General features: G+C 75.2%; 11 protein-coding genes, 1 tRNA gene and 1 other RNA gene. 5 read left to right on the top strand and 8 right to left on the bottom strand.

Features of this window, described 5'->3' with window-relative positions; all coding sequences use genetic code 11:
* Window positions 1-4: 4 nt before the first annotated feature.
* The 8 genes from G8E01_RS10450 to G8E01_RS10415 all read right to left on the bottom strand — a co-directional run bounded on the left by G8E01_RS10450 (window position 5) and on the right by G8E01_RS10415 (window position 9,246).
* Window positions 5-937 (bottom strand): response regulator transcription factor, encoded by a 933-nt coding sequence (locus G8E01_RS10450; RefSeq protein ID WP_166319399.1) that lies wholly within the window; start codon window positions 935-937, stop codon window positions 5-7.
* A 61-nt stretch (window positions 938-998) separates the two neighbouring features.
* Window positions 999-2,042 (bottom strand): glycoside hydrolase family 6 protein, encoded by a 1,044-nt coding sequence (locus G8E01_RS10445; RefSeq protein ID WP_166319397.1) that lies wholly within the window; start codon window positions 2,040-2,042, stop codon window positions 999-1,001.
* Window positions 2,015-3,154, bottom strand: coding sequence for a hypothetical protein (locus G8E01_RS10440; protein ID WP_166319395.1), 1,140 nt, complete (start codon window positions 3,152-3,154; stop codon window positions 2,015-2,017). The genes G8E01_RS10445 and G8E01_RS10440 overlap by 28 nt, the downstream gene beginning before the upstream one ends.
* Window positions 3,151-4,782, bottom strand: a complete 1,632-nt coding sequence (locus G8E01_RS13085) for an ATP-binding protein (RefSeq protein ID WP_166319393.1) — start codon at window positions 4,780-4,782, stop codon at window positions 3,151-3,153. Before G8E01_RS13085 ends, G8E01_RS10440 begins: the two co-directional genes overlap by 4 nt.
* A 72-nt stretch (window positions 4,783-4,854) precedes the next feature.
* Window positions 4,855-4,942: transfer RNA gene (locus tag G8E01_RS10430), tRNA-Ser, on the bottom strand.
* Between the two features lie 28 nt (window positions 4,943-4,970).
* Window positions 4,971-7,199, bottom strand: a complete 2,229-nt coding sequence (locus tag G8E01_RS10425) for a transglutaminase TgpA family protein (RefSeq protein ID WP_166319391.1) — start codon at window positions 7,197-7,199, stop codon at window positions 4,971-4,973.
* Window positions 7,196-8,278, bottom strand: a complete 1,083-nt coding sequence (locus G8E01_RS12980) for a DUF58 domain-containing protein (RefSeq protein ID WP_166319389.1) — start codon at window positions 8,276-8,278, stop codon at window positions 7,196-7,198. Before G8E01_RS12980 ends, G8E01_RS10425 begins: the two co-directional genes overlap by 4 nt.
* Window positions 8,275-9,246 (bottom strand): AAA family ATPase, encoded by a 972-nt coding sequence (locus G8E01_RS10415; RefSeq protein ID WP_166319387.1) that lies wholly within the window; start codon window positions 9,244-9,246, stop codon window positions 8,275-8,277. Before G8E01_RS10415 ends, G8E01_RS12980 begins: the two co-directional genes overlap by 4 nt.
* A 96-nt stretch (window positions 9,247-9,342) precedes the next feature.
* On the opposite strand from G8E01_RS10415, the gene ffs reads away from it, so the two are divergent.
* The 5 genes from ffs (at window position 9,343) to G8E01_RS10390 (ending at window position 14,246) form a co-directional block, all read left to right on the top strand.
* An RNA gene (ffs, locus tag G8E01_RS10410) (signal recognition particle sRNA small type) lies at window positions 9,343-9,439 on the top strand.
* A gap of 33 nt (window positions 9,440-9,472) precedes the next feature.
* Window positions 9,473-10,369, top strand: coding sequence for a DNA-3-methyladenine glycosylase family protein (locus G8E01_RS10405; RefSeq protein ID WP_166319385.1), 897 nt, complete (start codon window positions 9,473-9,475; stop codon window positions 10,367-10,369).
* A gap of 1 nt (window position 10,370) precedes the next feature.
* Window positions 10,371-10,859: a methylated-DNA--[protein]-cysteine S-methyltransferase gene (locus tag G8E01_RS10400; protein ID WP_166319383.1), complete on the top strand. Its 489-nt coding sequence runs from the start codon at window positions 10,371-10,373 to the stop codon at window positions 10,857-10,859.
* Window positions 10,860-10,901: 42 nt separating this feature from the next.
* A complete protein-coding gene (gene pta, locus G8E01_RS10395) occupies window positions 10,902-13,007 on the top strand; it encodes a phosphate acetyltransferase (RefSeq protein ID WP_166319381.1) in 2,106 nt (701 codons plus the stop codon).
* Window positions 13,008-13,010: 3 nt separating this feature from the next.
* Window positions 13,011-14,246 (top strand): acetate/propionate family kinase, encoded by a 1,236-nt coding sequence (locus G8E01_RS10390; protein ID WP_166319379.1) that lies wholly within the window; start codon window positions 13,011-13,013, stop codon window positions 14,244-14,246.
* The last annotated feature ends 52 nt before the right edge of the window (window positions 14,247-14,298 follow it).

Genomic DNA, 14,298 nt, shown 5'->3' with positions numbered 1-14,298 from the left:
GCGCTCAGGCCGCCTGCGTCGCGTCCGAGGTCAGGCGGTACCCGACGCCCCGCACCGTCTCGACGTAGCGCGGGGCCGCGGGGCTGTCGCCGAGCTTGCGGCGCAGGTTCGTCATGTGCGCCTCGATCGCGCGCTTGTCCGCGTCGCCCACGAGGTAGTTCGTCACGTAGGACTCGCCGCGCAGGACGAGCGTCAGGTCGGCCTTGCTGCGCACTCGGCGCTTCGATTCCATGAGCGTCGCGAGCAGGTCGAACTCCGTCCGCGTGAGATCGAGGTCGGCGGATCCGATCCGGGCGATCCGGCTCTCCGGGTCGACCAGCAGGTCGCGATGCACCATCGTGTGGGGGCCGAGACCGGTGGCGGGGAGCGCTGCGGGCGCGGGCTCGGCGACGAGGACGACCTCGGCGACCGGCGCGGAGGCGACCGGCTCGGGAGAGGCCTCGCGGGCGGGGGCCGGCGGATCCGTGTGCGCGGGCGGATCCGCGGAGGCCGTGCGCGGCGCGGGAAACGACGGGCCCGACGCCTCCTGTCGCGGAGGGGCCTGCGGCGTCGCCCGGCGCGGGCGGCGCAGCATCGCCTCGATCCGCGCGCGCAACTCGCGCGGGCGGAACGGCTTGTTGAGGTATTCGTCGGCGCCCGAGCTCAGCCCCAGCACCACGTCGGCCTCCTCGTCGAGCGCCGTGAGCATGATGATGTAGGTGTCGCTCGCCGCGCGGATCCGGCGCGCCGCCTCGAACCCATCGATGCCCGGGAGGTTCACGTCGAGAGTCGTGATGAGCGGCTGATAGGTCGTGACCGCCCGCACCCCGTCGATGCCGTTGCCGACCGAGACGGTGGAGAACCCCGCCGACTCGAGCACGCTCTCGAGGAGGTGGCGGATGTCGGGGTCGTCCTCGACGATGACCGCGGTTTTCAGCGCGTGCTCGGTACTGCTCATCCCGTCCCCCTTGCGTTGTGTCGGCCCATGATATCGGCGCCGGGAGCGCACCCACGCCGCGTCACTCGGCGTGCGACGTCAGCGCGATCGCGGCCTCGGGCCACCAGACGCCGGCGCGCGGGCCGCCTTCGCACTCGCCGTCGCTCTCGCCGGGGGGCTTGATCCAGAGGTTGCCGTCGACGACGTCGTCGGCGAGCGTCGCGGGATCCTCGCCGACGAGGCGCCCCGGGGTGTTGCACCACGCGGCCGCCGACGTCTCGCCGCCGTTGCGCGAGGTGTCGATGACGGCGTGCAGGCCGCCCGCGAGCGCCGAGACGGCGTGCGCGTAGGCCACCTCGTCGGCCGTCGCCCGATGGTTCGCGACGTTCGTCGCGAAGCCGCGGATCGCGCCCGGCGCGTCGACACCGGCGAGCAGCGCGGCCATCTCCTCGGGGGGCAGCCAGCCGCTGTGCCCGCCGTCGAGGTAGACCCAGGCGCCCGCGTCCGCGAGGAGGGAGGAGGCGGCGGCGAGATCGGCCTGGCGCTCGCCGAGGTGCGCGCACTCGCGCGCGAGCCCGAGGCTGTCCGGCTCGAGGATCGCGACCGTCGGCGCGCGGCGGGGTGCGAGGGCGCCCGCGATCTCCGCGACCCACGCGCGATACGCGGCGGCGTCCAACCCGCCCGCGGAGTGGCCGCCGCAGTCGCGGTCCGGAATGCCGTAGACCACCAGCGCGAGCGCGACGCCCTCGTCCGCCGCCTCGTCGACGAGCGCGGTCACGGCACCCGCGACAGACCCGAGCGGCGCGGCCTCCGGGGTCAGCCAGGTCGCCGTCGGCCGGTCGGCGAGGAAGGTCGCCGCGCGCTCCTCCTCGGGCCCGGGATCGGTCGCGAGCGCGGCGCGGGCGGAGGACCCGGACGGGGCGAGGAAGGCGTCGTCGGACCAGGGCGGGGCGCCGTCGCCCGCCGTCGTCGGCGCCGTAGCCATCGGCGTGGGGCGGGGCGCTTCCGGGTGGGCCGCTCGCTCGGGGGCGGCCTGGCAGCCGACGAGGAGCGCGAGGGCGGCGGCGAGCGCCGCAACCGCGCCGCGCCGCCGCGGGCTCACCGCACCCCGGGCGCGGCGTCGCACGGCGCGGTCGTGCGCTCCCAGCGGTCGCCGCCCTTGGCGCGGGCGATGCTGGCGGCGTCGGTCGCCGCGGCGCGCAGCGCGTCGAGCTCGTACCCGATGATCTGCGCGGGCGCCCAGCCGATGCTCGCGGAGACGCGCAGCGGCAGGCGGCGTTCCGGATCCGGGCGGGAGACGCGATCCAGGATCGCGATGACGAGCCGGCGCACGGCCTCCTGCGACCGGGGAACGAGGATCACGAAGGTCGTCTCGTCGACCTCGGCGTAGTCGGCGTCGGCGGGCAGCTCGGCCAGCACGTCCGCGCGGAAGCGGCCCGCGACGCGCGCGAAGGTGGAGCCCCCGAGCGCCGTGCGGATGTCGGCGGGGTCGTCGAGGCGCACCTCGACGACCGACCACCACTCGTCGGCCGCCGCGCGGGCGCGCACGAGCCGCGCGCGGGCGATCTCGTCGAAGCCGCCCGCGGATCCGGAGGCGGCCGGCGCGTCGTGCCGCGCGAGGAGCAGCAGGCTGACGACCGCGCAGACGACGTAGACGCCCGTGCCGACGCTGTTGACGCTGCGCACGCCCGCGAGGTCGTCCGCCGCCGTCGTTCCCTCCAGGGCGCGCATGACGCCCTCCAGGATCCCGTAGACGGCGAAGACGGGGAACAGCGCGCCCCCGAGCATCATGGGCAGCACGACGTCGCGGTAGGTCGGGTACATCCGCACGAGCTCCGCGACGATCAGGGCGCCGAAGATCGCGGCGACCGCGAAATCCGCGCGGAAGGTCACGGAGTACGCGTTCGTCCCGGCCGTCGCGATGAGCGCGACGGGGGAGGCGATGAGGTAGGCGACCGCCACCTGCCACATCGTGTGCCGTCGTCCCGCCGCGGCGCGCAAGCCGACCCAGATGAGGGCGTTCGCGGGGAGGAAGATGCCGGATCCGAGCCCCCGGAGGAGCGCGGAGTCCGCCAGCCCGGCGGCGAGGAGGGCGTAGGAGGCGAGCATCCCGAGCGCGAAGGCGAAGGACCACATCGCCGTCGCGACCGACGGACGCGGGAGGAAGCCCAGGCCGATCATGAGGACGCACGCCAGCGTCGTGATGGCGATGAACGGGACGTCGGGGGTCTGGATCATTCGGGCAGCTCCTTCGCTCCGCGCCGGGGGAGGGTGACGGTGGCGGTGGTGCCGCGCGCGAGCACGCTGTGCAGGTCGAGGCGCCCGCCGTGCTGGGCGACGATGTCGCGCACGACCCCCATGCCGATTCCCGTGCCGGGGATCCCGCTGTCGCGCGCGCTGTTCGCGCGGAAGTATGGGTCGTAGATGTGGGCGATCTCGTCGCTCGCGATGCCGATGCCCGTGTCCGAGACGGTGACGACGACCGCGTCGGCGTCCGATTCGACGCTGACGTCGACGCGGCCGCCGCGGGGCGTGTACTTCACGGCGTTTCCGATGAGGTTGTCGATGGCCTGCCGCAGGCGGAAGCCGTTACCGAGGATCGCGGCGCCGTCGCGCGCGGCGAGGTCGAGGGCGGTCCCCGCGGCGGCCGCCGCGGGGGCGAAGCCCGCCACGGACGCCCGCACGACCTCGCCCACGTCGACGACCGTGTCGTCCTCGGCGGGGTCTCGCCCGGGATCCTGCAGGATGCGGGCGATCATCTCCTCCATGCGCTCCGCGGCGCTCTCGATGACGGTGAGCTGCTCGCGCGCGCTGCCGGGGAGGTCCGGTCGCTCGAGGAGCAGGTCCGTGTGCCCGAGCACGGCGGTCAGGGGGCTGCGCAGCTCGTGCGAGACCACGCGGGCGAGCGAGCGGCGCTCGTGGGCGGCCTCGGCCTCGGCCGTGACGTCCTCCGTCACGACGATCATGCCGTCGATGCGGTAGCGCGCCGAGACCTCCAGGACCCGCCAGCGGCCGACGACGTCGAACAGCCACACCCGCACGCCCGAAAACGTCTCGCCGCGCGCGGCGCGCGCGATCACCGTCTCCTCCGCGGGCACCGGATCGCCCCGCCGGTCTCGGTACTCGACCGCGCGCGAGGGGTGGAGCTGCGGCACGGCATCCAGGCCGTACATGCGGCGATACGCCGCGTTGGACGCGCGAATCGTGCCGTTGGGCTCGACCTGCGCGACCCCCGTCTGCAGCGTGTCGAGGAGCGCCGTGCGACGCTGCTCCTCGTGCTGCGCGCGTTCGAGCATGCGGGAGAGCTGACCGGACTGCCGGCGCAACAGGCGCGCCGCCGCGCGCGTGCGTGCGGATCCGAGCTGGATCGTCGTCCCGATGAAGCCGAGCGAGATGGTGAGGATGAACAGGCGCAGAGCCTGGTCGGTCGGGAACCCCACGACGAGGGCGCTCACGAGCACGATGACCCCGATGGCGCAGATCGCCGAGACGAGCCACGCGAGGCTGTAGTACGTCGCGATCCACGCGACGGGGAAGACCCACAGGAATCCCAGGCGGACGTCGCTCGAGTGCGACAGGAAACCGATCGCGACGATGTCCAGGAAGGGGATGACGGCGAGCCCCGCGCGCGGGACCCGGTGCCACGGCACGGCCATCGTCGCGATCGTGATCGCGACGATGAGCGCGAGGCCGACGATGAAGGGCGCGCCCGTGAACAGGAGCGGATCCAGCAGCGCGATCACCGTGGCGATCGCGACCGTGCTGAAGGCGAGGACCAGTTGCCATCGCCACACGGATCGGGTGCGGTCGCCGGCCGATCGTTCGGCCCGGCGCGCGCCGCCCGCGCGCTCGTCGCCGTCGTTCACACTCGCGAGTGTAGCGAGGTGCCAGCTAGACGACCTCGCCCCCGGACCGACGAGGGTCCGGGGGCGAGGAAATGGCGGAGGATGGGGGATTTGAACCCCCGAGGGCTTGCACCCAACACGCGTTCCAAGCGTGCGCCATAGGCCGCTAGGCGAATCCTCCTTGGCCCGAAATCGGGCCTCGAGCCATGTTACCCGCGATGCGCGATCGTGCCCAATCGGGGCGGCCGGGCCAGCGAGCGCGGCAGGATGGCGGCCGCAGCGCGCGCGGGGGCGGACGTCGGGCGGATCCCCCGCGTCACGGCGTCGAGCGGGCCGGACATGTCGCCGGCTGGCGCGGGATCCCGGGCGAAGACGGCCGCCTCGAGCGCCGCGGCCAGCGCGTCGGCCGCGGGTGGCGGAGCGCCCGCCTCGGCGAGCCGGGCCGCGATGCCCCGCGGCGTGTCGGCCGGCGCCACGGGGATTCCGGCGTCGACGGCCGCCGACAGTGCCTCGCGCCAGGCGGCCCGCGCGTCGCCCGCGCGCGCCGCGGCGCGGCGCCGGGCCGCCAGCGCCCGCCGGGCGATCGCGGGCGCGGCCGCCACGAGCGCGGCGGCGAGCAGTGCCAGAAGGGCCCACGGAGCCTCGCGGGGCGCCTGGCCGCCGGGGGCGTCGTCCTCCACGGCCTCCGTCGGGGCGGTGGCCGAGGGGCTGGGCGTTTGCGCGGGCTCCGGCTCGGCCTCCGCGCTCGGGGCGGCCTCGGGGGCCGCGCTCGGCGCGGCGCCGGACTCTGCCGCGACGACGCCCTGGGCATCCGCGACGCCGGGCGTGGGGTCGAACGCGACCCATCCGACCCCGACGAGATAGGCCTCCGGCCACGCGTGCAGCTGGCCGCTGTCGACGGAGAAGACGCTGAGACCGTCGACGCGGCCCCCCGTCGGCGTGCCCGGCAGGTAGCCGACCGCGACGCGGGTCGGGATCCCCTCGGTGCGCGCCATGAGGGCGAACGCCGAGGCGAAGTGCACGCAGTACCCCTCGCGCACCTCGAGGAAGCCGGCGATCGCGTCGGCGTCGGATCCGTCGAATCCCTCGTCGACGGGGGTGCTCAGGGAGTAGGCGAACGCGTCCGAGCGCAGCCAGTCCTGGAGGGCCAGGAGCGCCGCGTAGGGCGTTGGGGCGGATCCGGCGACCTCGCGCGCCGCGGCGCCGATCGGGCCCTCCATGACGTCGTCGTCGACGGTGGTGAACGCCGCGGCGGCCTCGGCCTCGGCGACCGCGACGCCGGCCGCGTCGCGGGTTCGCAGGCCCCCGGAGGCGTCGCGGAGCCAGGGGGAGTCGTCGAGCTGGGCGCGCGTCGGAGCCGGGACCTGGGCCAGCGCGCGATAGGTCTCGCCGGCGGCCGGTCGCCCGGAGGTCGCCGTCCGGTCGTCGCGCGCCGCCCACGCGCCGGCGCTCTGGCCCGTCACGGAGACGACGCCCGCGGGGAGCGGCAGGTACCCGTTCTCGAGCGTCACGTCCGATACCCAGGTCGATTCCTCGGCGACCGGCACGTCCCCGGCCGCGCCCGAGACCACGGGGGCGGCCAGGCCGTCCTCGAGCGGCCCGATCTCCGTCGATGAGCGCTCCCACGCGCCGCCGACGAAGGCCCCGTGGGTGGCGAGGCGCAGGTAGGGCGCGGAGGCCGCGTCGGTGCGGACGCGGAGGATCTCGGTGCCCGCGGCGGAGCGCAGGTCGTCGCCGAGGTCGAGGTCGACGTCGACGCTCGTCCCGCGCGCGAACAGCCCGGCGTCCGCGGCGGGGACCACTGGTAGCGCGGGCCCCGCCACGGCGCCCGCGGCGACGGCGACCGCGACGGTAGCGGCGGCGACGACGCGCGCCCCGACGCCGCGGCCCGGCCGGGCGCTCCCCGCCTGGATCATCAGGAGCGCGCACGCGGCGAAGAGCACCGCCTCCGCGACGTGGTCGCCGCGCGGGACGGCGAGCTGCGGCAGGACGAGGATGAGAGCGAGCGGGAGGACGGCCAGGACCGGCAGGCGCGCCGCGACGAGCGAATTCACCGCGAGCATCGTCAGGGCCGTCGCCGTGACGAGGAGGAAGCGGAGCGGCGGATCGACCGCGACCGGCGCGACCCCGTCGACGAGCTGCCGGGTGGCGGCTGCGACGACGGCGCCGAGGGTGGGCCCGGGGAAGGCCCACCAGGCCGCGAGGACGGTCGCCGCGATCTGGCTCACAGCGCCCACCCAGCGGCCGCCGAGGGATCCGATGGCGCCCGCGATCGCCACGGCCGCGGCCGCCGCGCCGGCGGCGACGAACCACCCCGAGCTCAGCAGGCTCATGAGGGGGACGAGCGCGGCAATCACCGACGCGAGCGCGGCCGCCCGCGCGCCGAGCCGGGGGCGCCGGCGGGCGGCCGCGGGGCGGCGGGGCGCGGGGCCCGTCATGTGCGGCCGCCGACGGCCTCGGCCCACGCCTCGCCGGCGCCCGCGCGGAGGTCGCCGCGGCGCCATCCCCGCCCGCCCCGGTCCGTCGGGGCGAGGTGGATCGCGAGGCCCGCGAGCGGCGCGGGGGGCGGGTCGCTGCCGATCCAGACGATCGTGCCCGCGTCGCGCGGGACGCCCGCGGGGTCGCCCTCGGCGCGCTCCACCGCCGCCAGCAGGGCCCACGCCGCGGCGCGGCCCGCGCCCTGGTGCGCGTCGGGAACGCGCTCGGCGCCGACGACGAGGTCGGCGCTGTATCCGTCGTCGCCGAGGCGCGCGAGCGCGGAAACGGCGGCGATCACGCCCTCCTCGAACGCGTTCGCGTCGCCCCACGAGGAGCCCCGCGTGTCGAGGGCGACGACCGCGCGCGGCGCCTCGTCGCGCTCTTCCTCGCGGACCATGAGGTCGCCGTGGTGCGCGGACGCCCGCCAGTGCACGCGCCGCATCGCGTCGCCGTGCGCGTAGGGGCGCGGGATGAGGTCGTCGGATCCCTGGCCCAGGCGCGCCCGCACGGGGGTGCCCTCGCCGGGGTGCGCCGCGCGGTCCCGGGTGGTCGCGAGCGGGACGGCGGCGGGCACGGCGAGCAGTGTGGCGGGCGCGCCGCGCAGCGCCCTCCGGCGCGCGGCGCCGAAGGGGCCCACGGCCCGCACCTCGACCGGTCCGACGCGGTGCGCGCCGCGCACGAGCGGCGTGAGGGACCCAGCCGCGACGTCGCGATCGGTCACGCGAACGTCCGCGCCCGCGCGCAGGACGGCGGCCTCGGCGAGCGGGCCGCGCCCGGAGAGATCCGCCTCGGCCCGCGTCGTGTCGCCGACCGCGACGACGTCGTCGGCCAGGCGCACGGCGGCGACCCGCGGGAGGGGCAGCGTCCGCAGGACGAGGACCGCGGCCGCGGCGCCGGCGACGAGCGCCGTGCCGACGACCGCGAGCTCCGGGCGCGCGAGCAGGGCGGATGCGGCCACGAGCGCCGCGCCGAGGGCGAGCATGCCCCACCCCGCGGGGGTCAGCCGCGTGCGATCCGCGACGCCTCGCGCGCGCCTCATCGGTCCGCGATCGGCACCGGGACGCTCCCCAGGACCTCGTCGACGATCTCGCGCGCGGCATCCGACGCGCGGCGTCCCGCGGGAGCGCGCGCGGGGATCAGGCGGTGGGCGAGGACCGGCCGCGCGAGGTGCGCCAGGTCGTCGGGGACGACGTAGTCGCGGCCGCGGAGCGCCGCCCACGCCTTGGCCGCCCGCACGAGCTGCAGGGTGGCGCGCGGGCTCGCGCCGAGGACGAGTCCGGGATGCGTGCGCGTGGCCCGGGCGAGCGCGACGGCGTACTGCTCGATGGCGGGGGAGACGTGCACGCCCCGCGCGAAGGCGATCATGCGCGCGACGCCCTGCGGGGACACGACCGGCTCGAGCGCGTCGAGCGGGTTGCCGGCGTCGCGCTGGCGCAGCATGAGCGCCTCGGCGTCGGCGTCCGGGTACCCGAGCGAGAGCCGCATCATGAAGCGGTCGACCTGCGCCTCGGGAAGCGCGTAGGTGCCGTCCATCTCGAGCGGGTTCTGCGTTGCCACGACGAGGAACGGCCGCGGCAGCGCGTGGGTCCGGCCGTCCACCGAGACCTGGCGTTCCTCCATCGCCTCGAGCAGCGCCGACTGCGTCTTGGGGGAGGAGCGGTTGATCTCGTCGGCGATGACGATGTGGGCGAACACGGCGCCGGGGGAGAACTCGAACTCGCGCACGGCCGGGTTGAACACCGACACGCCCGTGACGTCGCCGGGCAGGAGATCCGGGGTGAACTGGATCCGCCGGACGTCCGCGTCGATCGACGCGGCGAGCGCGCGGGCGAGGGCGGTCTTGCCCACGCCCGGCACGTCCTCCAGGAGGAGGTGGCCCTCCGCCAACAGCACGACGAGGGCGGACCGGATCGCGTGGTCCTTGCCGTCGATGACGCGGCGGACGTTGTCGGCGATCCGCGTCGTCGTCTCCCGGAACTCCTCGGGGGACAGGGGAACGGAGGTCACGGCAGCTCCTTCGTCGCGGTCGGGTGGCGCCAGCCTAGCGACGGGTGACGACACCGCGGCGGGTGCGACCCCGGTCCGATGGCCTGTTAGGCTGGTGTCAGCTCTCCGCGTGACGGCATCCAGGCCAACTCCCCCAGGACGGAAACGTAGCAAGGGTAACCGGGCTCTGCCGGGTACGCGGAGAGTCTTTTCTTTTCGCGGGCGTCGCCCGTGTGAGGGGGAACGCATGACCACGGATCGGCACCGCGCCCCCGACCTGCGCATCTCGATGGCGCTCCCCGTCCGCTTTCCCTTCGACGCGCCGGGGCTGCTCTCCTGGTTCGCGCCCCGCGCGGTCGCGGGGGTCGAGCGCGTCACGTCGTCCGCCTTCGAGCGCACCCTCCGGCTCGCGCACGGTCCCGCCTGGTTTCGCGTGGACCTCGCGGACGGCGTGCGGCTCACGGCCGAGCTGACGGATCCGCGCGATCGCGAGGCGCTCGCCTGCCGCGTCCGGCGCCTGCTCGATCTCGACGCCGACCCCCTCGCGATCGACGCGGCGCTCGCCGCGCACCCCGAGCTCGCGCCGCTCGTCGCGCGCACGCCGGGGATCCGGGTGCCCGGGGCCTCCGATCCGCACGAGATGCTCGTGCGGGCCATGGTCGGGCAGCAGATCTCCGTCGCGGCCGCACGGACGCACCTCACCCGGCTCGCGGACGCGCTGGGGGAGCGGATCTACCTGGCCGGCGAGGAGCGGATCCTCTTTCCCACGGCGGTCCAGATCGCGGAGCGCGGCGGCGAGGTGCTGCGCGGGCCGGCCCGCCGCGTCGCGGCCATCCTGGCGGCGGCGACCGCGCTCGCGGACGGCACGCTCGCGCTGCTCGAGGACGACGACCCGGAGGACCAGCGGCGGGCTCTCCTCGCCCGGCCGGGGATCGGCCCGTGGACGGCCGACTACGTGCGCATGCGCGTCGCGAAGGATCCCGACGTGATCCTGCCGGGCGATCTCGTCCTGCGCGCGGGGGCGCGGAGGGCGGGCGCCCCCGCCGACCCCGCAGGCCTCCGTGCGTGGGCCGAGCGGCTCGCCCCGTGGCGCTCCTACGCGAGCGCCCACTTCTGGGCCCACGCCCTCGAACCGGAAGGCTGACATGCCCGACATCTGCACGATCGACACGCCCGACGGGCCGTTCTCCCTGCTCGCCGACGACGACGGCGCCGTGCTCGCGTCCGGGTGGACGGCGAGCCACGACGCCCTGAGGGCGCGGCTGCGCGCGCCCATTGCCGCGGCGCGCGAGCGGGAAACCGCCGCGGCCGACGCCGTGCGCGCCTACTACGCCGGCGACGCCCGCGCGATCGACCGGGTCGCCGTGCGCCAGGAGGGCACCCCTTTGCAGCGCGAAGGGTGGGACGCGCTCCGGCGGATCCGCCCGGGCGCGCCCCTCACCTACACGGAGTTCGCCGTGATGCTCGGGCGTCCAACCGCCGCCCGCGTCGCGGCGTCCATCTGCGCGCGGAACGGCGCCGCCCTCTTCGTGCCGTGCCACCGCGTGCTCCGCAGCGACGGATCCCTCGGCGGATTCGCGTGGGGCGAGCCCGTCAAGGCCCGCCTCCTCGCGCGGGAGTCATCGATCGGCTGAGAACCCGCCCGGATGTCGAACGTGCTCGGTAGGTTGGGAGCCGTGGCGAGAAGCATCTACATCACGTCCGCGGAGGGGCACTCCGGCAAGTCGACGATCGCGCTCGGGGTGCTCGATTCGCTGAGCCGCGTGACCGCGCGGGTCGGCGTCTTCCGCACGATCGCGCGATCGACGACCGAGCGCGACTACGTCCTCGACATGCTGCTCGACCACGACGGCGTCGACCTCGCCTACGAGGACTGCGTCGGGGTCACCTACGACGACGTGCGCGCCGACCCCGAGCGCGCGCTCGCCGACATCGTCGACCGCTTCGGGCGGTTGGAGCGCCAGTGCGACGCGGTCGTCGTGCTCGGCAGCGACTACACCGACGTGGGCAGCCCCGCCGAGCTCGCGTACAACGCCCGCATCGCGGCGAACCTCGGCACCCCCGTACTCCTCGTCCTCGGCGGCCGCCACCTGCAGGGCGACACGGAGGCCCTCGGCGTGACGACCGCGCGCTCGCCCGAGCAGATGGGGCAGATCGCCTCGCTCGCGATCGGGGAGCTGGGCCGCAGCGCGACGCGCCTCGCCGCCGTCATCGTCAACCGCGCCGACGGCGAGCGCCGCGACGAGATCGTGGGCGCGGTGCGCACCGTGGCGGGCGACTCGCCCGTGTGGGCGCTGCCCGAGGATCGCCTCCTCGTGGCCCCCACGATGGGCGACATCCTGCGGTCCGTCGACGGCGAGCTCCTCACGGGCGACGAGGCCCTCCTCGGCCGCGAGGCGCTCGGGGTCACGGTCGCGGCGATGTCGATGGTCAACGTCCTGCCGCGGCTGGAGGAGGGCGACGTCGTCATCATCCCCGCCGACCGGAGCGACGCGCTGCTCGCGACGCTCATGGCCAACAGCTCGGGCACGTTCCCGTCGCTCGCGGGGATCGTCCTGAACGGCGACTTCCCGATCCCGGAGGTCATGCTGCGGCTCATGGAGGGGCTCCACTCCGCGATCCCCATCATCCGGGCGGCCGGCGACACCTACGCGACGGCGGTGCGAATCATGCGCACGCGCGGCCGGCTCGCCGCCTCGAGCGCGCAGCGCTACAACCGCGCGCTCAGCCTCTTCGACCAGAACGTCGACATCGCCGAGCTCACCCGCGTCCTCGGCGTTGCCCGCGCGACCGTCGTCACCCCGCTGATGTTCCAGTACCAGCTGCACGAGCGCGCGCGGGCAGACCTGAAGCACATCGTGCTGCCGGAGGGCGGCGACGACCGCATCCTCCGCGCCGCGGCCATCCTGTTGGAGCGCGGGGTGGCGCGGCTGACGATCCTCGGCGAGCCCTTCGAGGTGCGCGCGCGGGCCATCGAGCTGGGGCTCGACATCGCGGCCGCCGACGTGCTCAGCCCCTTCGACGCCGTCCACGTCGACCAGTTCGCGACCGAGTACGCGCGCCTGCGCGCCCACAAGGGCATGACCTACGCGAAGGCGGCCGACCTCGTCACCGACGTGTCGTACTTCGGCACCATGATGGTCCACATGGGCCTCGCCGACGGCATGGTCTCGGGTGCCGCGCACACGACGGCGCACACGATCCGGCCGTCGTTCGAGATCATCAAGACGCGGCCCGGGGTTTCGGTCGTCTCGAGCGTGTTCCTCATGGCGCTCGCCGATCGCGTGCTCGTGTACGGCGACTGCGCGGTGATCCCGGATCCGACGAGCGCGCAGCTCGCCGACATCGCGATCTCCTCCGCCGAAACGGCGCGGCGGTTCGGGATCGAGCCGCGCGTGGCGATGCTGTCCTACTCGACGGGGGAATCGGGATCGGGCGCCGATGTCGACAAGGTGCGCGCGGCCACCGCGCTCGCCCGCGAGCGCGCGCCCGAGCTGCCGATCGAGGGGCCGATCCAGTACGACGCTGCCGCCGATGCGGCCGTCGCGCGCGCGAAGCTCCCGAACTCCGACGTCGCGGGGCGCGCCACGGTGTTCGTCTTCCCCGACCTCAATACCGGCAACAACACCTACAAGGCGGTGCAGCGCGCCGCCGGCGCCGTCGCGATCGGCCCCGTGCTCCAGGGGCTGAACCGCCCCATCAACGACCTGTCGCGCGGCGCGCTCGTCGACGACATCGTGAACACAGTCGCGATCACCGCGATCCAGGCGCAGGAAGGCTGACCCATGAGCGTCGTGCTGGTCGTCAACAGCGGATCCTCCTCGTTCAAGTACCAGCTGCTCGACATGGGCACGGAGCGGGTGCTGGCCTCGGGTCTCGTCGAGCGCATCGGGGAGCAGGAGGGGCATGCGGTCCATACCGTGCGCCCGCAGGCGGAGCCCGGAGCCCCGCAGGTCACGCTCGCCGCCGCGACGCACCAGGCGCACCGTCAGATCCCCGACCACACGGCCGGGTTCCAGGCCATGCTCGATGCCTTCGCGGAGCACGGCCCCTCGCTCGCCGCGCACCCGCCGGCCGCCGTGGGGCACCGCGTCGTGCACGGCGGGGCACGCTTCTTCGACGCGACGATGATCGACGACCTCGTCGAGATCAACATCGATGAGCTGTCCGTGCTCGCGCCCCTGCACAACCCGGGGGCGTTGCAGGGGATCCGCGCGGCGCGGCGCGCGTTCGCCGACATCCCCCACGTCGCGGTGTTCGACACGGCCTTCCACCAGTCCATGCCGCCCGCGGCATACACCTACGCGATCGACCGCGAGCTCGCGCGCCGGCACCGGATCCGCCGGTACGGATTCCACGGTACGAGCCACAAGTTCGTGAGCCAGGCCGCCGCGCGCCACCTCGGCCGGGAACTCGCGGAGCTCCGCCAACTCGTCTTCCATCTCGGCAACGGCGCGTCGGTCACGGCGATCGACGGCGGGAGGTCGGTCGAGACGTCCATGGGGTTCACGCCGCTCGAGGGCCTCGTGATGGGCACGCGTTCGGGCGACCTCGATCCTGCCGTGCTCCTCCACCTGCAGCGCCGCGCGGGCCTCGACGTGGACGGCGTCGACCGGCTCCTGAACTCGCGCAGCGGCCTCGTGGGCCTCGCGGGCGTCGGCGACATGCGCGATCTCCTGTCGCGCGCGGACGCGGACGACGAGGACGCCCGGCTCGCCTTCGACGTCTACGTCCACCGGCTCCGCGGCTACGCCGGCGCCTACATCGCGCAGCTGGGCGGGGTCGACGTGATCTCGTTCACGGCGGGTGTCGGCGAGAACGTCGCCCGCGTGCGCGCCGCCGCGTTGGAGACCCTCGGCGTCTTCGGAGTGCGCGTCGACGAGGCGAAGAACGCGTCGGTGCCGCGGGGGGAGATCACCCGCATCTCGCCCGACGACCAGCCCACGGCGGTCCTCGTCGTCCCGACGGACGAGGAGCTCGAGATCGCGCGCCAGACGCTCGACCGCGTCGCCGCGGGTTGACCGCGCGTGGCGAGGGCCGCGGGATGCCCTACGCTGGCGAGGAAACCGGCCC

This window comes from Microbacterium excoecariae (assembly GCF_011326725.1).
In the GTDB taxonomy this organism is placed as follows: Bacteria; Actinomycetota; Actinomycetes; order Actinomycetales; family Microbacteriaceae; genus Microbacterium; species Microbacterium excoecariae.
The sequence above is the reverse complement of the archived record's forward strand: the minus strand, read 5'-3'. Positions and strand labels throughout refer to the sequence as shown.